The 18,847-nt window shown below is 73.5% G+C and carries 18 protein-coding genes; 13 read left to right on the top strand and 5 right to left on the bottom strand.

Annotation, left to right across the window (positions count from 1 at the left end; translation table 11 throughout):
• Positions 1-246: 246 nt before the first annotated feature.
• The 3 genes from Q8W67_RS23685 (at position 247) to Q8W67_RS23695 (ending at position 5,732) form a co-directional block, all read left to right on the top strand.
• Positions 247-1,425 carry an acyl-CoA dehydrogenase family protein gene (locus Q8W67_RS23685; RefSeq protein ID WP_370693943.1) on the top strand — a complete coding sequence of 393 codons (1,179 nt, stop codon included), beginning with the start codon at positions 247-249 and terminating at the stop codon, positions 1,423-1,425.
• A gap of 110 nt (positions 1,426-1,535) precedes the next feature.
• Positions 1,536-4,841, top strand: a complete 3,306-nt coding sequence (locus Q8W67_RS23690; protein WP_305550317.1) for a DEAD/DEAH box helicase — start codon at positions 1,536-1,538, stop codon at positions 4,839-4,841.
• 456 nt (positions 4,842-5,297) lie between these two features.
• Positions 5,298-5,732 carry a heme-binding protein gene (locus Q8W67_RS23695; protein WP_305550318.1) on the top strand — a complete coding sequence of 145 codons (435 nt, stop codon included), beginning with the start codon at positions 5,298-5,300 and terminating at the stop codon, positions 5,730-5,732.
• Positions 5,733-5,972: 240 nt separating this feature from the next.
• Here Q8W67_RS23695 and Q8W67_RS23700 read toward each other — a convergent pair whose 3' ends face one another.
• Entirely contained in the window at positions 5,973-6,440 is a 468-nt protein-coding gene (locus tag Q8W67_RS23700; RefSeq protein ID WP_305550319.1) for a PAS domain-containing protein, read from the bottom strand.
• Positions 6,441-6,761: 321 nt separating this feature from the next.
• Here Q8W67_RS23700 and Q8W67_RS23705 point away from each other — a divergent pair, with 321 nt between their 5' ends.
• The 4 genes from Q8W67_RS23705 to Q8W67_RS23720 all read left to right on the top strand — a co-directional run bounded on the left by Q8W67_RS23705 (position 6,762) and on the right by Q8W67_RS23720 (position 9,426).
• Positions 6,762-6,992, top strand: a complete 231-nt coding sequence (locus Q8W67_RS23705; protein ID WP_305550320.1) for a hypothetical protein — start codon at positions 6,762-6,764, stop codon at positions 6,990-6,992.
• A 226-nt stretch (positions 6,993-7,218) separates the two neighbouring features.
• Positions 7,219-8,478: a Zn-dependent hydrolase gene (locus Q8W67_RS23710; protein ID WP_305550321.1), complete on the top strand. Its 1,260-nt coding sequence runs from the start codon at positions 7,219-7,221 to the stop codon at positions 8,476-8,478.
• Between the two features lie 18 nt (positions 8,479-8,496).
• Positions 8,497-8,808: a hypothetical protein gene (locus Q8W67_RS23715; RefSeq protein ID WP_305550322.1), complete on the top strand. Its 312-nt coding sequence runs from the start codon at positions 8,497-8,499 to the stop codon at positions 8,806-8,808.
• Positions 8,809-8,979: 171 nt separating this feature from the next.
• The gene (locus tag Q8W67_RS23720; RefSeq protein ID WP_305550323.1) at positions 8,980-9,426 is read left to right on the top strand and encodes an SRPBCC domain-containing protein; all 447 of its coding nucleotides are present in this window, start codon (positions 8,980-8,982) and stop codon (positions 9,424-9,426) included.
• Between the two features lie 59 nt (positions 9,427-9,485).
• Here Q8W67_RS23720 and Q8W67_RS23725 read toward each other — a convergent pair whose 3' ends face one another.
• A complete protein-coding gene (locus Q8W67_RS23725; protein WP_305550324.1) occupies positions 9,486-9,737 on the bottom strand; it encodes a hypothetical protein in 252 nt (83 codons plus the stop codon).
• Between the two features lie 165 nt (positions 9,738-9,902).
• On the opposite strand from Q8W67_RS23725, the gene Q8W67_RS23730 reads away from it, so the two are divergent.
• From Q8W67_RS23730 to Q8W67_RS23740, 3 genes are all read left to right on the top strand, one after another.
• On the top strand, positions 9,903-10,631 hold the full coding sequence (locus Q8W67_RS23730; RefSeq protein WP_305550325.1) for a hypothetical protein: 729 nt from the start codon (positions 9,903-9,905) through the stop codon (positions 10,629-10,631).
• Between the two features lie 122 nt (positions 10,632-10,753).
• On the top strand, positions 10,754-10,969 hold the full coding sequence (locus Q8W67_RS23735; protein ID WP_370693940.1) for a hypothetical protein: 216 nt from the start codon (positions 10,754-10,756) through the stop codon (positions 10,967-10,969).
• A gap of 315 nt (positions 10,970-11,284) precedes the next feature.
• On the top strand, positions 11,285-11,839 hold the full coding sequence (locus tag Q8W67_RS23740) for a hypothetical protein (RefSeq protein WP_305550326.1): 555 nt from the start codon (positions 11,285-11,287) through the stop codon (positions 11,837-11,839).
• 11 nt (positions 11,840-11,850) lie between these two features.
• Here Q8W67_RS23740 and Q8W67_RS23745 read toward each other — a convergent pair whose 3' ends face one another.
• Entirely contained in the window at positions 11,851-12,072 is a 222-nt protein-coding gene (locus Q8W67_RS23745; RefSeq protein ID WP_305550327.1) for a methylamine utilization protein, read from the bottom strand.
• Between the two features lie 316 nt (positions 12,073-12,388).
• Complete coding sequence (locus Q8W67_RS23750; RefSeq protein WP_305550328.1) at positions 12,389-13,345, bottom strand: LysR family transcriptional regulator; 957 nt, start codon at positions 13,343-13,345, stop codon at positions 12,389-12,391.
• A gap of 103 nt (positions 13,346-13,448) precedes the next feature.
• Between Q8W67_RS23750 and Q8W67_RS23755 the strand changes: the two genes are divergently transcribed.
• From Q8W67_RS23755 to Q8W67_RS23765, 3 genes are all read left to right on the top strand, one after another.
• Complete coding sequence (locus Q8W67_RS23755; RefSeq protein WP_305550329.1) at positions 13,449-14,057, top strand: YceI family protein; 609 nt, start codon at positions 13,449-13,451, stop codon at positions 14,055-14,057.
• A 203-nt stretch (positions 14,058-14,260) separates the two neighbouring features.
• Positions 14,261-14,695, top strand: coding sequence for a cytochrome b (locus tag Q8W67_RS23760; protein WP_370693941.1), 435 nt, complete (start codon positions 14,261-14,263; stop codon positions 14,693-14,695).
• On the top strand, positions 14,692-15,276 hold the full coding sequence (locus Q8W67_RS23765) for a YceI family protein (protein ID WP_305550330.1): 585 nt from the start codon (positions 14,692-14,694) through the stop codon (positions 15,274-15,276). Before Q8W67_RS23760 ends, Q8W67_RS23765 begins: the two co-directional genes overlap by 4 nt.
• A gap of 109 nt (positions 15,277-15,385) precedes the next feature.
• Here Q8W67_RS23765 and Q8W67_RS23770 read toward each other — a convergent pair.
• Positions 15,386-18,847 (bottom strand): autotransporter domain-containing protein (locus tag Q8W67_RS23770; RefSeq protein WP_305549860.1); only part of this gene is annotated, 3,462 nt, incomplete at its 5' end.

Genomic DNA, 18,847 nt, shown 5'->3' on the forward strand with positions numbered 1-18,847 from the left:
GCCGTGTGAGAGGCTGTGCGTCGAGCCGTCCGAATGCCCGGCGCGGATCGACGCCCCGCCGTCACGCTGCCTGTCGGCGCACTCGACCGGGTGTCGCGGACCGGCCCAGGCCGGCGGCCGAATGCCGTCCGCTGGCCGCCGCGCCTGTGGCGATCCGACGGGAACCCATCCCGCACGGACAGATGTGGAGTATTGTCGCGGCACCCGCCGAAGCAGGCGGCGGCACGTTGGCATGCGTGGCTCGGCATGACGGGATGGGGCGTGGATCTCAGGCTCGACGACTTCGCGTGGGACGCCCGCGGCGATCCGGTTTCGGCGGCACGCGCGGTGGCCGAGGGCGCCGCGCGCCGGGCCGGCGGCCAGGATTATGATGGCGGCTTCCCGGCCGAGGACGTGGCGGCGCTGGCCCGCGCCGGGCTGCTCGCCGCGCCCGTCCCCCGGCGCGACGGCGGCGCGGGCCTCGGCGAAGAGACGAACGGGTCGATCCTGCGTGCCGTGCTCACGCGGATCGGATGCGGTAGCCTGGCGCTGGGGCGCCTGTACGAGGGGCATGTCAACGCGGTCCAGCTCGTCGCCCGCTACGGCACCGGCGCGGGGCGAACCCGCCTGCTGGCGGACGCCGTCCAGGGCCACCTGTTCGGCGTCTGGAACACCGAGCCGCCCGGCAATGGGCTGCTGATCGACGCCGCCGACGGAGCCCCCGTCCTGCGCGGCGTGAAGAGCTTCGCCTCCGGGGCCGGCTTCGTGACCCGCGCCCTCGTCACCGCGCAGCATGCGGGCGACGCACCGGCCGGCGGGTCGCAGATGATCGTCGTCGCGCTCGAACCCGGCGAGCGGGCGGATCCGTCGGCTTGGCGGGCGCACGGGATGCGTGCCTCGGCGAGCGGGACAGTCGACTTCACGGGCCTCGGCGCCGATCGCTTCACGCCCGTCGGCGCCCCCGACGACTATCAGGCCCAGCCGCATTTCTCGAGCGGCGCGTGGCGCTTCCTCGCCGTCCAGCTCGGCGGCCTGGAGGCTGTGCTCGACGCGTGGCGCGGCCACCTCGCCGCGACCGGGCGCGGCGAGGACCCGCACCAGCTCGCCCGCCTCGGCGAGGGCGTGATCGCGGCCGAGACCGCGCGGCTCTGGGTGGCGCGGGCGGCCGCGGCCGCGAGCGAGTTGGAGGGCGACGGGGACGGGATCGTGGCCTACGTGAACCTCGCGCGCTTCGCCGTCGAGCGGGCCGGGCTCGACCTCCTGGAGCGGGCGCAGCGCTCGGTCGGCCTTCAGGGCTTCCTGCGCGACCACCCGCTGGAGCGTCTCGCCCGCGATCTGGCGACCTACCTGCGCCAGCCCGGGCCCGACCGGGCGCTCACCGAGGGGGCCCGCCACGTCCTTCGAGCGCCGCAGGCGAGCGGCGATCTCTGGCTGGACGAAGCCTGATCGAACGAAGCTGGGGACCGCGGGTGCGGGACTGTGGATCGGATCGCCTCGGCCGGGACCCGCCGGCGGCCATCCGGCGTTTCCAGCCTCGGGACAGGTTCGGATCAGGCATGGCCAAGCGCAGGACGAAGACGAACGCCCGGCAGGCAGCCGAGGACGCGCCGCTGATGCCGACCGGAGCGCTGGCCGTGGCGCTGCTCCGCCTCGCCGACGGTGCCGCGCCCCTCGTCCACGTCGCCCGGGATGGGCGGCGGCTCGAGGAGCTGGCCGCGACCCTGCGGGCCCTGGAGCCCGCCACGACGGTCGCCGTCTACCCGGAATGGGACTGTCTGCCCTTCGACCATGCGTCGCCGTCGCGGGCGACGATGGGCGCCCGGGCCGCCACGATGCGCTGGCTCACCGACCGGGATGCGCTGCCGGGCTTTGTGCTGACGACAGCGCCCGCCCTGATCCAGCGGGTGCCGCCGCCGGAGACCTGGGCCTCGGCCCGGGTGAGCCTGCGGATCGGTGACCCCCTCGACGTGGCCACCGCGACGGCCGATCTAAAGCGCCTCGGCTACATCCTCGACGAGCGCGTCGACGAGCCCGGGGAGATCGCGGTCCGAGGGCGCACCATCGAGGTCTTCCCCGCCGCGGCGCCGCGGCCCTGCCGGATCGAGCACGCGGCGGGCCGCGTCACCGCCATCCGCTCCTACGACCCGATCTCGCAGCGCTCCGTCGCCGAGGTGCGGCACCTCGTGATCGACCCGGCCACGGAGATCGTCCTGGCCCCCGAGTCCGGCCAGCGCCTCGAGCCCTTCACCGGTCAGGAGCATCGCCTCGACCGCTACTACCCGAGCCTCGTCACCCTCCTCGATTACGTGCCCGATGCCCGCCTCGTGGTCGAGGACGGCACGCAGGCCCGGGTCGACGCCTTCTACGAGCAGATGGCGGAGGCCGGGGCCCGGCGCCGCCCCCGGGATCGGCCGGTCGCCGGCGAGGGCCTCTACATCGCCCGCGCGGCATGGCGGGACATCGTGGCGTCCCGCACCCGGGCCATGGCCACCGCCGGGGCGGCCGAGCCCGTCGGGATGCCGGTCTTCGCCCGTGAGCGCCGGCCGGAGGCGGCGTTCGCCAAGGCGATGCGCGCGCGGCTGAAGGCGGGTGACATCGTCGTGCTGGCCGGCACGCGCCAGCCGCTCCGGCGCCTCGTGCGCCAGGCCGGCAAGATCGCAGAGCGTCCGGTCCGCCTGATCGATGCCTGGTCCGACGTCGCCGAGGCGGCACCGGGGGATATCCTCGCCCTGGAAGCGCCGGTCGGCGCCGGGTTCCGGGTCCCCGGACACGGCGCGACCGTGATCGCCGCCGCCGACCTGTTCGGGCCGGATGCCGCGGTGGCCGGCACGGCGCGCGCGATCCTGCCGATGGGCGAGGTCGACCTGCGCCCCGGCGACGTCGCGGTGGACCGCGACCACGGCCTGTGCGTGTTCGAGGGGCTGGAGCCCGTCGAGGCTCCAGGCCGTCTCGCCTCGGGAGCCGAGCCCTCCGAGGCCCTGCGCCTGCGGTTTGCCGGCGACGCGATCCTGATGGTGCCGGTGACCCAGGCCGACCGGATCTGGCGCTACGGCCCGGAACCGGACGCGGTCACCCTCGACAAGCTCGACGGCGGCACCTGGGCGCGCCGCCGCCTGGAGGCGGAAGCCACCATGGCGCGGACCGCCCGCCTCATGCTGGAGGCCGCCCGGGCCCGCCGGGAGACCGCGGCGCCGGTGCTGGCGCCCCCGGCCCGGGACATGGAGCGGTTCGCCGCCGGCTTCGGCTTCGCGCCCACTCCCGACCAAGCCGCGGCGGTCGACGCGCTGATGGCCGATCTCGCCTCCGGCCGGCCGATGGACCGGCTCGTGTGCGGCGATGTCGGGTTCGGCAAGACCGAGGTCGCGCTCCGGGCGCTGGCGGCCGCGATTTTTTCCGGGAAGCAGGCCGCGCTGATCGCCCCGACCACGGTGCTGGCGCGCCAGCATGCCGAGACGCTGCGCCGCCGCTTCGGCCGCTTCGGCATCGCGGTCGCGCAGCTCTCGCGGCTCGTGGCGCCGGCCGAGGCCAAGCGGGTGAAGGCCGGGCTGGCCGACGGCTCGATCCGGCTCGTGGTCGGCACGCACGCCCTTGCCGGGCGCGGTGTGCGCTTCTCCGATCTCGGCCTGACGGTGATCGACGAGGAGCAGCGTTTCGGCGCCAGGATGAAGGCGGATCTGCGCCGCCTCGCTGCAGGCGGCCACGTTCTCACGCTGACCGCCACGCCGATCCCGCGCACGCTCCAGGCGGCGCTGGTCGGCCTCCAGAGCCTCAGCGTCATCGCCACGCCCCCGGCCCTGCGCCAGCCGGTCCGGACCGTGGTGGCGCCCTTCGACGCCGACGCGATCCGGGAGGCCCTGATCCGCGAGCATCGCCGCGGCGGCCAGAGCTTCGTGGTCTGCCCGCGCATCGAGGACCTCGCTCCCATGGCCGAGCGCCTGCGCGGCCTCGTGCCGGGCCTCGACGTGCTGGTGGCGCACGGGGACCTGAAGCCTTCGGCCATGGACGAGGTCATGGTCCGCTTCGCCGACGGCGACGGCGACGTGCTGCTGGCCACCGCCATCGTGGAGAGCGGTCTCGACGTGCCCCGGGCCAACACCATGCTGGTCTGGGACGCCGCCCGGTTCGGGCTGGCCCAGCTCCATCAGCTGCGCGGCCGGGTCGGCCGCGGCCAGCGGCGGGGGGTGGTCTATCTGCTGAGCGACCCCGCCGCGCCGCCACCGCCGGCCGCCCTACAGCGCCTGCGCGCCCTGGAGGCTCTCGACCGCCTGGGCGCCGGCTTCGCGGTCAGCGCCCGCGACCTCGACCTGCGGGGCGCCGGCGACCTTGTCGGCGAGGACCAGGCCGGCCACGCCAAGCTCGTCGGACTCGGCCTCTACCAGCACCTGCTGCAGCTGGCGCTGACCGCCGCCAAGGGCGAGGCCGCCGAGGATTGGAGCCCGGAGATCGAGATCGGGCTGCCGAGCCGGATTCCCGCGGATTATGTGCCGGAGCCGGAGATCCGCCTCAGCCTCTACACGCGGCTCCTGCGCCTGCGCGACGGCGAGGCGATCGAGGCGCTCGCGGGCGAGGTCGAGGACCGCTTCGGCGCGCCGCCGGCGCCGGTCGTCGCCCTGTTCACCCTGGCGCGGCTGCGCGCCGCCTGCTGCGGACTGGGCGTGGCGCGCCTCAGCGGCGGCCCGCAGGGCGTCGCGGCCGATCTCAGGCCCGACCGTCCCCTGCCGCCGATGCCCGTCGGGGAGGGGATCATCCTGCGCGAGGGCCGGGTGGTCTGGCGGCAGCCCTGTGCCGACGCCGCGGCGCGCGCCACCCTCGCGGCCGGTCTCCTCGACCGAGTCCGGACCGCTCGGGAGCGTGCCGCCTGAGGCCGATGTCGGCAGGCCCCGGAGCCCGGATCCTGCCCGGGTCCGAGCCGGTCGCGACGGCCCCGCTCACGGGCTTGTGAGCGTCGTGCCCGCCGCACCGGTAGGATCGTATCAGTGACAGCTGGGGATTCGCAGCCCATCTGCGCCCTGTCCTTCTCCGATCGAGAGCCGAGCGCCCCGAGGCGGCACGTCGGATCGGTCGGGTCCCGAAGTCGTGCCGGGGTCTCTTGCCCTTTTGTCTCCGGTACGGCCGCGCGGCCGGGCGCCCGTAATCCCCGTGCAAGGTGGGCGCCCGGTCTGTCGTCCTGCGGTCCCCCGCCCGCCCGATGACAGGCGGTATCGGAGTTGACCGCGGGCGGCCGCTCGGGCCTTCTCGACCAGAACGGGGGGCGCCCGCATTCGTTGGAACCTTCCGGCTGCCGTGCGCTTTCCCGGGCAACGCGAAGGGAGGGCATCATGCACGTCACGATCGAACAGGCGGAGCAGGCGATCGCGGCCGCACGGGCGAAGGCGAAGGAACTCGACACCCAGATGTGCATCGCGGTGGTCGATTCCGGCGGCAACCTGAAGGCGTTCCATCGTATGGACGATGCCTGGGTCGGCTCGATCGATATCGCGCATAAGAAGGCCAAGACGGCCGTGTTCTTCGGCATGAAGACCGGCCAGATCGGCCAGCTGTCCCAGCCCGGGGGGCCGCTCTACGGGATCGAGCACTCGAACGACGGTCTGATCACCTTCCCGGGCGGAATCCCGATCGTCGACGCGGACGGCGTCATGTCGGGCGCCATCGGCGTCAGCGGCTCGACGGTCGAAAACGATCATACGGTGGCGGAGGCCGGCGCGAAGGCCATCGGCCGGACGGAGCTTCCGGCCCATCCCTGGCGGACGTGAGCGCGGCCCGGACCGGCCCGCGCTGGCCGGTCCCCCGCCTCGCCACCGTCTGAGACCGCGACCGTCGGGCCCGGCGCTTCGCCGCCGGCCTCCGGACGTGAGCCCTCCAGGGGGCTGCCGGTCCGGCGAAAGAGAGCGCATTGCAACACAGATCGCGTGTTGCGCCCGCCTGCAGCGCGACCGGGCGGCACGCGGGCCTGATGCGGGAAGGGAGAGCAGGCTCTCCGAAATCCTGATGCCTTAAGACATGTGCCGCGCGAGAGCGCGGCCGATGCCGAACAGCAGCGTGCCCGCGATCAGCCGCAGCTGCGTGTCGCCATGGCGCTCGAGCGCCGCATGGACGTGGACGCAATGATCGGCCGCCGCCTCCAGGTGTTTTGCCTGCGCTGCGCCGGCGGCGTTCGAGGGGGACGACGAGCCGGCGTGGAGGTCGGTGATATCAATATAGACGCCGCATCCGCGCAACGCCCCTGTTGCATCCGGGGCCAGACGGCCGCGGTTGAGGATCCAGCGGACGTCTCCCATCCCGCTCAGGACGCGGAATTCCGCCGAGAACGGGCCTCCCGTCTGGCGCGCCTGACGGATCCGATCGAAGACCCAGCCCCGATCCTCGGGATGGATGCGCCCGAGGGCGCGTTCCAGCGGCAGCGGCTGGCCGGCGAGGCTCGTATTCCCCGCGAGCAAAGTGGCCGCACCCGCGTCGAGCATGGATCGGCCGGCCGGGACATCCGTGTCCCAGGTGCCGACGAAGCCTGCAGCCTGCAGAGCGGAGGCCGCCGTGGAAGCCAACGCCATTGAATCCCCCTGAACCGGCCCCGACCTCCCCATTGTGCAATGGTAGACGGACCGGCCCTGACAGATGCAAATGCCCATCTTTGTGTCCAGGGCCTAACCGAGGATCCGGCGTCCCCACGCGCCCTGACATGTCGTCGCGGCTCCCCGGCAGCCCGACGGTGACAGGCTGGCTTGCCAAGGACGCGGCGGCGGCATTAGCTGCCGCCCGGAGGCGGCGAAGATCCAAGGCCCCTGATGCGCACATACATCTTCCGAGCGATCCGCCGCGAGCCGGACGGGATGCTCGGCCCGGATCTGCATCGGCAGGCCTTCGAGGCGAAGGACGACTCGGAGGCGGTGGCCGCCGCCAAGCAGATCGATCTCGATCTGCCCGGCCTCGGCGCCAACGCGGTCTACGTCTCCGCCCAGGATGGTCGGGCGATCTGGAGCCTGCACGTGCAGGACTTCGTCGACCCGAGCCTCTAAGGCCGGCGCACATCCCGGCGCGCCACCTGGCATCACCGACGTTGGGCGCGACGACGTCTCGTACCTCACCTTTCCGCGGCGCGATGCGATCGGCCCCGGGGGCCGATCACGCCCTCGCTCCGGGAACCGGGGGTGACACGCCCGGGCGCGCTGGCCGCGCCCTTCCCTGGTGCCGCGCGGGATCACGCCCTAACGTCGTCTCCGGCACAGGCTCGCCAGAGGCGTCATGGATCGCACCAACCTCCCGCTCTCGCAGGACCGGCTCTGGGACAGCCTGATGGAACTCGCCCGGATCGGGGCGCTCCCCAACGGCGGCAACGACCGCCAAGCCCTGACCGACCGCGACGCCGAGGGGCGCGCCCTGTTCCGGCGCTGGGGCGAGGCGGTGGGGCTCACGCTCACCGTGGACCGGGTCGGCAACATGGTCTTCCATCGTCCGGGGCGGGATCCGGGCCGGAAGCCCGTCGCCATCGGCAGCCACCTCGACACCCAGCCCACCGGCGGCAAGTTCGACGGGCCGCTCGGCGTGCTCGCCGGGCTGGAGATCATGCGCGCCCTGCACGAGGCCAGGATCGAGACCGAGGCGCCCCTGCTGCTGATCAACTGGTGCAACGAGGAGGGCTCGCGCTTCGCGCCGCCGATGAGCGGCAGCGGCGTCGCCATGGGCACCGTCCCGGAGGCCGACGTGATGGCGACCCGCGACCTCGCCGGCCGGGTCTTCGGCGACGAATTGCGGCGTATCGGCTGGCAGGGAACCGCGGATCCGGCCGGATTGCGCGGAATCGGCGCCTATTTCGAACTGCACATCGAGCAGGGCAAGCGCCTTGAGGATGCGGGCCTGACCATCGGGGTGGTGGATCGTGCGCTCGCCCAGAACTGGTACGAGATCACATTGCTCGGCGAGGAGGCTCATGCCGGCAGCCCCATGGCCGGGCGGCGCGACGCGATGATGGCTGCCGCGGCGCTGATCGGGTCGCTCGAGGACATCGCCCGGGACGCGGTCGGGCCCGAGGGCGAGCGCGGCCGTGCCACCGTGGGCGTCCTGACCGCGGAGCCCGCGAGCCGCAACATCACGCCGGGCCGGGTGTGGTTCAGCCTCGACACCCGCCACGGCGATCCCGAGCAGCTGGAGGCGATGCGGGTCGAAATTCTCGCCCGGGCGGACGCGCTCGCGGCGGAGCGCGGCGTCACGATCCGGGTCGAGGCGTTCTGGCGAGCGCCGCCGACCCCGTTCGACCCGGTTCTGGTGGACCGCGTCCAGGCGGCCGCCGAGGCGCGCGGCCATGCCTGGACCCGGATGCCGACGGCGATCTACCACGACGCCGTCTACTGCGCCCGGGCCGTGCCGGCGGCCCTGGTCTTCTGCCCCTGCCACGGGGGCATCAGCCACAACGAGGCCGAGAGCATCACGCCGGACTGGGCGCGGGCCGGCATGGAGGTGCTGGCCGACGCGGTCCTGGCCACCGCGCGGATCGCGCGGACCTGAGGGGAGGACGGTCCCGGCATGCCCGACGACAACATCATCCGCCCGGCCTTCGGGGCTTCCCGCACCGGCCCGCCGCGTGCGCCGACGGATCCCGCGCCCGCACGCCCGCCGCTGCGCCTGCTCGGCACGGCGGCAGGCCACCGGGTCGGCCTGATCCGGGACCCGTCGGCCGCGGAGGGCGACGTGTTCCGGGTCGTGGTCGGCCCGGAGGACGAAGAGGCGGTCGAGACCGTGGCGCTGCTGCCGGCGGGTGCCGAGGCGGAGGCGGAGGCCGAGCGGATCGGCTTCGCGATCCTGCGGGCGCTGGAGGTGGTCGAGGGCGCGATCTGAGCCGGAGCGCATCCTCTGGGCGCGTCGCAAGCCCGAATGGGCATCGGCGCGCGCATGGTCCGTCGAAGGGATGATCGGTTCGGCGCGAGAACATGCGTATTACGAAGCGCGCGGGCGGCTTCCATGCCAGAGGTCGTGGAAGCCGCCCGCGCCTGCGCCTGGAGGGGACGCATGAAGGTCAGCAGCACTGAAATCCGGATCCCCGCGCGGGCCGGGACGGTCTGGTCCGTGCTGACGGATCTGGAATCCTATCCCGCCTGGAACCCGTTCATCCGCAGGGCCGAGGGCCAGCGCCGCGAGGGCGCGCGCTGGCGCCTGGAACTGACGCTGAACGGCCGCTCGTTCCTGACCGTCCGGGTGCAGGTCACCCGCTGGGAGCCGGGCCGGCGGCTGACTTGGCGCGGCGGCATCCCGGTGCCGCACCTGCTCACGGGCTCCCACGACTTCCGGATTACCGAGACCCTGGACGGGGTCCGCCTCGTCCAGGCGGACACCTTCACGGGCCTGCTCGTGCCCGGCCTGTTCCCCTGGCTGCGGTCCCGCACGCAGGCCCGGTTCGCCGAGATGAACGAGGCCGTGCGGGACGAGGTCGCCCGCCGCGAGGCGGAGGCCGCCTGACCGTCGTCGGGCCGCGCCCCGAACGCGGGCTGGCGGCTCTCGGGACGGGGCGAGGCCGGTCAGACGATCGGCTTCGGCTTGATGACGGGCGAGCGCGTCAGGCTCTGGATCTCGCGGCCCTGCCGCCCCGCCTTGCGGGCGATCTCCTCCTCCTGCTCGGCGATGATCTGCCGGGCCGGTTCGTCGCCGTCCAGGCCGCCCAGGATCTCGGCCGGCACACGCCGGTTCGAGGCCCGGGACCCGTCCTCGTAGACGACGTCGAACAGAATGAAGCCCCGCTCCTGGGGTCTCGACTTGATGCGCTTGGCCATAGGTGCTGATACGCCACCACGATCGCCCGCGGCAGGGGGGCGGCACCGGGCGGGGGGTTGCGCCGTGTGCACTGCCGAACCCGCCCGCGGCCCCTATGTCGCCGTGATCCTTTGCCGCCGGCTCCCGGCCGGGCGGCGGCCGCACCGCCAACTGAGGAATCGTCCGTGATACCCTGGGTTCATCTCGACACCGGATCCGTCCCCGGTGGCGGCACCGACCTGCGCCTGATGCGGCGCGGCGACGAGTTCGCGATCCTGGCCGACACGATCGAACTGATGAACAACCGCCGCAGCGGCTCAGAGGCGGCGCTTGCCTCCCTCACCTGCGCGCGGCTCGCGGACCGGCCCCGGGCCCGGATGCTGATCGGCGGTCTCGGCATGGGCTTTACCCTACGGGCGGCGCTGGAGGGCCTCGGACCGGAGGCGCGGGTCGTGGTGGCCGAGCTGGTTCCGGCCGTGATCACCTGGGCCCGCGGCCCGCTCGCCCATGTCTTCGCCGGCTGCCTGGACGACCCCCGCGTCGACGTGCGGGAATCCGACGTGAACCGTCTGATCCAGGCGGGGCCGGGCCAATACGACGCGATCCTGCTCGACGTCGACAACGGCCCGGAGGGGCTGATGCGCCGGTCGAACGACCGGCTCTACGACAACTGGGGCCTCAAGCGGGCCCGCTGGGCGCTGCGGCCGGGCGGCGTGCTCGGCGTCTGGTCGGGCGCCCCGGACCGGAAGTTCAAGGCCCGCCTGCAGCGCTCCGGCTTCACGGTCGAGGAAGCGCGCGTCCACGCGAGCGGCCGCGGCAGCGGTCCCAAGCACGTGGTCTGGCTCGCCACCAAGACCGACAGACCGGCGGAGCCGTCCAGGCCCGAAGCCGACCGGCCCCGGCAGCCTCGGTAGGAGCGCCAAGATCCCGCGCCCGGCCTCCCCGGCAGCCGCGGATGACGCTTGGCGGAGGCGGCGGCCGGGCGGACTGCCGCTCACGGTCGCACCCCCGTTGCCGGCGCCGGGAACTCCCGCACATGCGGCTCATGGGTGCGAATGGCGGGCATCTCTATACGGTCGAGGTGAGGCCGAGCCGGCATGAGCCGGGCCGCTTCACATGGGCGATCCGCGACCGCGGCAAGCTGGTTCGGGGATCCTATCGCCCGTACCCCTCCGAGGGCGCCGCGCGCGCCATCGCGCTGGCCGAGGTCGAGCGCCTGATCGGGCAGGACGAACCGCAGGTCGACGACTGACCGGATCGGGCCGGGCCCGGGAGCTATGGTGTGGAAGCGCACCTCGGCCACCGAGATGCGTCACTTATGCGCGCAGATACGGCCCTCGGTCTGTTGCAGGCCGCGGTGCGGTAGCCTACCTGTGCAGTGCGGGACGGCGATGGCGTCGCGGTCCCGCTGCCCTTCTTGGGCGTTTCCTCCCTAGACTTCGGGCCGCTCCTTCGGGAGTGGCCTTTTTTCTGTCCGGTGTCCCCCGGCGGACACGCTTCCGGCGCGGGGCGGCAGCCCGCCGCCCGGTCAAGCGGAACCATGACCTTGGCTGTTCGTTCTGCCGTCATGGAACACTATAAGTCCACCCTTGCGACGACCGCTTTCGCCGTATTCGGGCTTGTGGTGGCCGCACATAGTCTACATCCGGGCAATTACGAGACGCAGCAGCGTCCGGCCCGGACGGGCGCCCCCGCGAGCGCAGCGGCGCCGGCCGGGCCGATGGCCTGGGTCGATCCGCCCGGCCGGGTGGCCGCGCCCGAGACGGTCGGCGCGCCCTCGCCGGATCCGCGCCTGACCGACAGCGCAAGCGCTACCCCGTCCGGCCTGCTGGCGCCCCGGATGACCGCCGTGCTCCCGCCCGGAGCTGTCACGGCCCCGGCGCTCCCGCGCGAGATGACGACGCCGGCCGAGAAATCCCGAACGGTGATCGCGGCGCATCGGACGAAGAGCACCGAGCGCGGCATTCGCCGGGTTGCCCGCCTGCGCCACGCCACACTCGCCCGCACCGCGGAGGTCGATCAGGCCGCCGCCCCGAGCGTGCCCGCGCCCCAGCAGGCCACCAAGGCGATCGACCCGATCGGCGACCTCATCCGCGGTCTCGGCCTCGGCCGCGACGGCTGACCCGCACCGCCCTATTGGACGTGGAGGGTCAGCTTCATCTTCGGGTGAATGCCGCACTGGATCACGAAGTCGCCCGGTTCGGCGAGCGTCAGGCGGCTCTCGGTGCCGGGCTCCTGATCTCCGGCATCGAACGAGAACCGGTCGGCTTCGATGAAGGCGTGATGGGTCACGCTCTCGTCCTCGTTGCGCAACGTGATCGTGTCGCCGCGGTGCAGGAACAGATCGGTCGGCATGTAGTGGCGTCCCTTCTGCAGGACGATGCGCGTCGTGCTCGACAGCGTTGCCCAGGCAGATCCCATTGCGGTCGATGAGCCGGCCACCACGAGCGTCCCGATGAGGAGAAGGGGGCGCAGGCACCTGCTGCAAAGGGGCATGTCGGGCGTCCGCGAGAAGTTTGATGCGTTCCGGGCGAGGGATCGACCACCGCGCGCTCCGGAATGCCGCTGCGGCGCATCGTGCTGGAAGCCCCTCAACAACGCCATACGGAGAAGCGTAAGAATTTATCTAATCCGACGTCTATGGGCGGTGTATATTTAAAATATAGACAGTTTAACTGTATTCACGATTAGAAAATGCGTCGCCATCGGGCAGGTCGCGCCTCGCCAGCGCGCTGCGCACATGCTCGCGGAAGACCTGCACCCGCGCCGGCAGTTCCCGCCCGGCCAGGGTCACGGCCCGCAGGGCTCCGCCCCGGCTCGCCCAGGGGGCGAGAACACGCACGAGGTGCCCCGCCTCGACCGCGCGCGCGGCCACGAGGCTCGGGACATGGCCGATCCCGGCACCGGCCAGGGTCAGCCGGTGCACGGTCGCGAAGTCGCTGACCCGGATGGCGGGGCTCAGGGCGAGCTGCTCCGCGCGGCCATGTCCGTCCGTGAGGGGGCGGGTGGCGGAGCCGAGCCGCTCCCAGGCGAGGATCAGATCGTGGTCGTGCAACTCCGAGAGGCTCGTCGGCGGCGGCCGGCGGGACAGGTAGGCGGGGGCGGCGTACAGGGCCACCGACAGAGTCGCCAGGACCACGGCGCGGTAGCCGGTCTCCTCCGCGCCGCCGAGCCGCAGGGCGAGGTCGATCCGGTTGGCCGCCAAGTCGAGGCGAGCATCGGTGTTCAGCATCTCGACCGTGATCTGCGGGTAGGCGGCCCGGAAGCTCGCGACGATCTCGGGCATCACTTCGATCGCGAAATCGATGGAGGTCGTCATGCGCAGGTGCCCGGCCGGGACCGTGCGGGCGTCGCGCGCGGTCTCGGCCGCCTCGTCGAGCAACACCAAGCTCTCCTGGGCCTTGGCGTAGAAGGCGAGCCCTTCAGCGGTCGGCGAGACGGCGCGCGAGGTCCGCGCCATCAGCGTCGCGCCGAGCGCCCGCTCCAGGCGGGAGATGCGCCGGCTGACGCTGCCCTTCGTCTCCCGCAGGCTCGCGGCCGCGGCGGTGACCGTGCCGAGATCGACCACGGTGCAGAAGGCCCGGACGTCGTCGAGGCCGCCCCTGAATGTTTCCGATCTCGCAACCATGGGGTTCCGGATAGCAGGCTCACCCGCGGCCGTGAACGGGTCTACAGCGGCGCCTTCGCTGTGCCGGATCTCGGCCGGCCGTTCACAGTGTGGGAGACACACCTTGAAGTCGCTTCTGGCCTCCGGCCTCCTGGCCCTCGTCGCCGCCACCCCGGCGCTGTCCCAGACCCCCCCGACCCGCGACCCGGCCCAGATCCAGGCCGGCACCTACGCGGTCGATCCCAACCACACCCAGGTCGGGTGGCGGGTGTCCCACATGGGGTTCTCGAACTATGCCGGCGGCTTCTCGGACGTGTCCGGCACTCTCGAGCTGCAGCCGAAGAGCCCGGCCGCCTCGAAGCTCACGATCAAGATCCCGGTCGCCTCGGTGGCCACGACCAGCGCCAAGCTCACCGACGAGCTCAAGGGCGACCAGTGGCTCGACGGGGCCAAGTTTCCCGACATGACCTTCGTGTCCACCAAGGTCGCGCCCGAGGGCAAGGACAAGGCGAAGGTGACCGGCAACCTCACGCTCCACGGCGTGACCAAGCCGGTGACGCTGGACGTCACCCTGGTCGGTGCCGGCGTGAACCCGCTGAGCAAGAAGGTCACGGTCGGCTTCGAGGCCACCGGGACGCTCAAGCGCTCCGAGTTCGGGGTGAAGACCTACGTGCCGCTGATCGGCGACGAGCTTCACCTCACCATCGCGGGCGCCTTCGAGCGTCAGGACTGACGGCGCCGCGGACGGATGGCCATGGGAACCGGTGTGTCGGCGCGGCGCTACTCCGTCGTGGCCATCCTGCTGCACTGGACCAGTGCGCTCTGCGTGCTCGCCCTGGTGGGCCTGGGCTTGGTCATGGCGCATGCGGGGCTGACGCCGATGCGTCAGTTCCAGCTCTCCAGCTCTACCAAGGGCACAAGTCGGTGGGGATCACCGTGCTGGTCCTGACAGGCCTCCGCCTCGCCTGGCGGATCTTCCACCGGCCGCCTCCGTCTCCGGCCGGAATGCCGGCCCGCGAACGCCGGGCGGCGGCCGCTGCGCACGGGGTCCTCTACGGGCTCCTCGTGGGGCTGCCTCTGACCGGCTGGGCCGTGGTCTCGCTCTCCCCGTTCAACCTCCCGACGGTGCTGTACGGGCTCGTGCCCTGGCCGCACCTGCCGCTGGCCCCGCTGCTGAGCGACCCGGCGGCCGCGGAGGGACGCCTCAAGGTGGTGCACGCCTACGGGGCGTGGTTCCTCACGGCGCTCCTGGTGCTGCATGTCGTGGCCGCTTTGCGCCACCACCTCATCCTGCGCGACGACGTGTTGCGGCGCATGCTGCCGGCGCGCCGACCGTCGCCATCCTCCGAAGTCCTGGGGTCGACCCGATGAAGATGCGTGGCCTCTGCCTCGTGGCAGCCCTGCAGGTCGCCGCGTTTCCCGCCGTCTCCGCCGAGTGGGCCGTGGACCCGGCCAGGAGCACGATCACCTTCTCGGGCGTGCAGCTCGGGGCTCCGTTCTCCGGACGCTTCGAGCGCTTCGAGGCCAGGGTGGACTTCGATGCCGCCAAGCCGGAATCCGGCCACGCCACGGTGCTGGTCGACTTGGGCAGCGCCCGGACGGGCGATGTTCAGCGCGACGCGGCGCTGCCCCAGAAGGACTGGTTCGACGTGACGAGCGCGCGCCACGCGCGCTTCGAGGCGGTCCGCTTCGTCGACACGGGCCGGGGCGACTACGAGGCGGTCGGCGATCTGACGATCAGGGGCGTGCGCCGTCCGCTCACCCTTCCCTTCCACCTGTCGTTCGACCGGGACCGCGCACACGCCACCGGGCATGTCGGGCTCGTCCGTACCGATTTCGGTGTCGGCCAGGGGGCCTGGACGTCCGGACAATGGGTCGCCCTCGAGGTCGGGGTCGATATCGACGTGGTCGCCACGGCCCGGCCCGGGCCGGGACAGGGCGACCGTCCCTGACCCGTCCGCCTCGCGAGCGCCGGACGCGGACGGGCACGGCTCTCCGTCCGTGTTCCGGCGCGTCCCCATTCGCCGAACCAGCCGCCACCGTGTCCGGACCTCGCGGGCCTCAGAATCTGTATGTGAAGGCGCCCTTTGCGGCGTGGTCCTGGGCTCTGGCGCCGATCTGTCCGGTGTAGGACAGGCCGACGGTCGCGGCCGGGCTGAGCATCACCGCCAGCCCGGCCTCGGCCACGAGTGCGTCGCGGTCGATCGGCAGGCCCGCGCTCACGAACCGGGCGCCGGTGCCGCGGAACGCCAGCCCGGCGCTCGGCACGACGTCGCCGAACGTGCGCCGGTAGCCCGCCAGGCCGTGCACGAACACCGGCAGCGCCGCCTCCGGATCCAGCCCCGCCTCCGCGCGCAGGCCCGCGGTGGCGGTCGGCAGCAGGCTGCCGCGCGCCGCCCCCGCCAGCGCCGCCGCCCCGCCCTGCTCGGCGAAGCGGTCGCGCCCGAGCGCCACCACGCCGGTGCCGGCGAACGGTTCCAGCCCCCACCCGGACCCGAGCGCGATCCGGTAGCCGGCCTCGCCGAAGCCCTGGACGCTGCGTCCTTGGGTGCGGGCCGTGGGGGTATCGGTCAGCCCCGGGAACGCCACCACCCGGCGCAGCCGCGCCGGCTCGTCGGCCGCCAGCGCCCCGAACCGCACGACCGCCGGGCCCGCCTCCAGACTGCCGTACAGGCCGCCGAACGTGCTTGCGATCGTGCCGGTCTGGACCTGGCCGGGGCTGGCCAGGCTGGTCTCCAGGTGGCCGCCGACCACGCCGAGCCGCAGGCCACCGACCCGCCCGTCCAGGCGCGTGTCCAGGCGCGTATCCAGGCCCATGACGAAGCCGGCGCTCTGGCGCGACAGACCGGCGGCGTTGCCGTCGGCGCGGGCATGGCCGAGGCTGCCCAGCCCCTGGCCCCACAGGCCGGCGACCCGCGGGTCGAACACCCGCGCGGGCACGTCGCCCGGCTCCGGCGGCGGCCCGGGCCGGTCGGCCGCGTAGGCCGCCGGCAGGGTGCCGTAATCCCGCGCCTCCGGGGCCGCGCCCCGGCGCAGCCGGTCGAGCACCGCCTCGCGCACCAGGCCGGCGGTGGCGAACGCGGTCGAGGCCAGGCTGGCATGACCGTCGCCGGCCATCCCCGCGAAGGCGTTCCGGGCCTGGGGCGCCGACAGGGTCGCGACCGCGTCGTACAGGGCCGAGCCCACCGCCCCGGCCTGCACGGCGGCGGCCGCCGCGCGCTGGTTGCGGGTCCGGGCCACGGCGGCGAAGTCGAGGTCGTTGCGCGCCAGCGTCAGGGTCACGGCCCCGGGCTCGTAGCCCAGGAATGGGGTCAGGAACGCGAAGGTGCTCGACACCCCGGCGAACCGGCCCTGGATGCCGCCGGCGGCGGTCAGGATGGTGTAGCGGGTGCGCGGGGCGTAGGCGCCGGCGCCGGCCACCGCCTCGACGCGGGCGCCCGCCACCGTGGCGGTGCCGCCGACCGCGACCCGGTCGGCCTGGCCGTCGGCGGTGGCGTCGACCCGGTAGACCGAGCCCGGCGCCAGGGTGAGGGTCCCGGCGACGCTGATCCGGCCGAGGGCACTGGATCCGGCGCCCGGGGCGGCGCCGGGGCTGAGCACGCTGCCGGCGCCGAGGCTGAGGCTGCCGAACCAGCCGTCGCCGGTGAGCCGGCTGCCGGCGCCGAAGCTGAGGGCGGCGTTGGGCAGGGCGCCGGTGACGGCGAGCTCGCCGCCCTGCACGCTGACCGGCCCCGAGAAGCTGTTGAGGCCGGCGAGCGTCAGGGTGCCGGCGCCGACCTTGGTCAGGCTGGTGGCGCTGGAGCCGTCGACGATCTGGCCGGCGTAGAGGGTCGAGCTGTCGTCGGTGCCGACCGTGAGCCGGCCGTTGCCGAGCGTCGCGGCGGCGGCGGTGCCGGTCAGCGAGCCGACCGTCAGGGCGGTGCCGCCGAGGTCGAACGCGCCGTCGTTGCTCAGGCGGGCGATGCCGGTGGTGGCGCCGGTGAGCGCGATGACGCCGCCCGGGGCGTTGCTCACCGGCCCGGCCAGCACGCCCGAGGCCTGGACGAAGCCGGTATTGGCCAGCCCGCCGGAGAGGGTGCCGGTGGTGACCAGGATGCCGGCATTGGCGAGCGGGGCGGAGACGGTGGTGAAGGTCCCGGTGTTGATCAGGGTCCCGCCCGGGGCGTTGACGGCGTCGGCGGTGTAGCGGCCGGCATTGATCAGGCGGCCGGTGTTGAGCAGGTCGTCGACGACGCTGGCTTGCGCCGCGACGGTGAGCAGGCCGGCATTGGCGATGCTGCCGGCGACGAGGCTGCCGCCATCCGTGACCGCGACGGTGCCGGCGTTGCCGAGCGCCCCGGCGAGGCGGTAGCGCCCGGCGATGGTCAGGCTGGCGTTGGCGGCGTTCGTGAGGCCGGCATCGCCGGTGACCGGCCCGGTGACGGCGAGCTGCCCGGCGTTGCGGACGGCGCCGTTGAGGGCGCCGGCGGTGGCGGTGAGGGATCCGGTGTTGGTCAGCCCGCCCGCGATCGTGCCGCTGGTGGTGGCGGTGCCGGCATTGGTCAGGCCGCCGGCGAGCGTCCCGGCGTTGGTCAGCGTCGTGCCCGCCAGGGTGACCACCGGCGAGACCAGGCTGGCGGTGGCGGTGAGGCTGAGGCCGCCGGCGGCGACGGTGGTCAGGCCGGTGAAGCCGTGGGCGGCGGTGAGGGTGAGGGTGCCGGGGCCGCGCTGGACCAGGTCGCCGGTGCCCGAGACGATGCCGGTGAAGGTGGTGTCGTCGGCGCGGTTGAACGCCAGGGTGCCGGCATCGGCGACGTCGCCGACGAGGCTGCCGGCGGTGCCGCCGGCGCCGACCTGGAGGGTTCCGGCCGCGATGGTCGTGCCGCCCGCGTAGGTGTTGGCGCCGGTCAGCGTGAGGGTGCCGATGCCGGCCTTGGTCAGGCCGCCGCTGCCGTCGAGGGTTCCGGCGAAGGTCGTGGAGGAGCCGTCGCCGCCGGCGGTGAGGCGGGCGGATCCGAGGGCGACGCGGCCCTGTCCGGCCAGCGATCCGACGGTCTCGCTGTCGGCGAGCGCCAGGGTCGCGCCGGCGCCGACCAGGACGGCGCTGCGATCGCCGATGGCGTTGCCGCCGCTGGCCTGGAGGATGCCGGCGGCCACCAGGGTGGGGCCGGCATAGCTGTTGGTTCCGGAGAGCGCGAGGGTGCCGGCGCCGAGCTTGGCCAGGCCACCGGGGCCCGAGAGCGACTGGGCCAGGGTGAAGGTGTTGGCCGGGTCGGCGATGTCGAGGCCGCCGCCGCCATCGGCCCAGGTGATCGGGCGTGGCGTGGCGGTGAAGCCGGTTCCGGTGACCTGCAGGATGCCGCCGTCGAAGGTGAGCGGAGCGGAGCCGGCGCCGAGGCTCGCGTCGCGCGCCACCGACAGGATGCCGCCCGCCAAGGTGGTGCCGCCGGAATAGGTGTTGGTGCCCGTCAGCGTCAGCGTGCCGCCGCCCAGCTTGATCAGGCTGCCCCGGATCGGGATCGAGGCGAAGGAGGCGAGGCGGGT

It is taken from the genome of Methylobacterium sp. NEAU K (genome assembly GCF_030700285.1).
Classification (GTDB): Bacteria; Pseudomonadota; Alphaproteobacteria; order Rhizobiales; family Beijerinckiaceae; genus Methylobacterium.

Coding starts and splice junctions, on each gene's coding strand:
- Q8W67_RS23765 (WP_305550330.1), top strand. CDS start 14,692: ATGAAGATGCGTGGCCTCTGCCTCGTGGCAGCCCTGCAGGTCGCCGCG.
- Q8W67_RS23725 (WP_305550324.1), bottom strand. CDS start 9,737: ATGGCCAAGCGCATCAAGTCGAGACCCCAGGAGCGGGGCTTCATTCTG.
- Q8W67_RS23750 (WP_305550328.1), bottom strand. CDS start 13,345: ATGGTTGCGAGATCGGAAACATTCAGGGGCGGCCTCGACGACGTCCGG.
- Q8W67_RS23695 (WP_305550318.1), top strand. CDS start 5,298: ATGCACGTCACGATCGAACAGGCGGAGCAGGCGATCGCGGCCGCACGG.
- Q8W67_RS23710 (WP_305550321.1), top strand. CDS start 7,219: ATGGATCGCACCAACCTCCCGCTCTCGCAGGACCGGCTCTGGGACAGC.
- Q8W67_RS23735 (WP_370693940.1), top strand. CDS start 10,754: ATGCGGCTCATGGGTGCGAATGGCGGGCATCTCTATACGGTCGAGGTG.
- Q8W67_RS23685 (WP_370693943.1), top strand. CDS start 247: ATGACGGGATGGGGCGTGGATCTCAGGCTCGACGACTTCGCGTGGGAC.
- Q8W67_RS23705 (WP_305550320.1), top strand. CDS start 6,762: ATGCGCACATACATCTTCCGAGCGATCCGCCGCGAGCCGGACGGGATG.
- Q8W67_RS23700 (WP_305550319.1), bottom strand. CDS start 6,440: ATGCTCGACGCGGGTGCGGCCACTTTGCTCGCGGGGAATACGAGCCTC.
- Q8W67_RS23720 (WP_305550323.1), top strand. CDS start 8,980: ATGAAGGTCAGCAGCACTGAAATCCGGATCCCCGCGCGGGCCGGGACG.
- Q8W67_RS23715 (WP_305550322.1), top strand. CDS start 8,497: ATGCCCGACGACAACATCATCCGCCCGGCCTTCGGGGCTTCCCGCACC.
- Q8W67_RS23690 (WP_305550317.1), top strand. CDS start 1,536: ATGGCCAAGCGCAGGACGAAGACGAACGCCCGGCAGGCAGCCGAGGAC.
- Q8W67_RS23745 (WP_305550327.1), bottom strand. CDS start 12,072: ATGCCGACCGATCTGTTCCTGCACCGCGGCGACACGATCACGTTGCGC.
- Q8W67_RS23740 (WP_305550326.1), top strand. CDS start 11,285: ATGGAACACTATAAGTCCACCCTTGCGACGACCGCTTTCGCCGTATTC.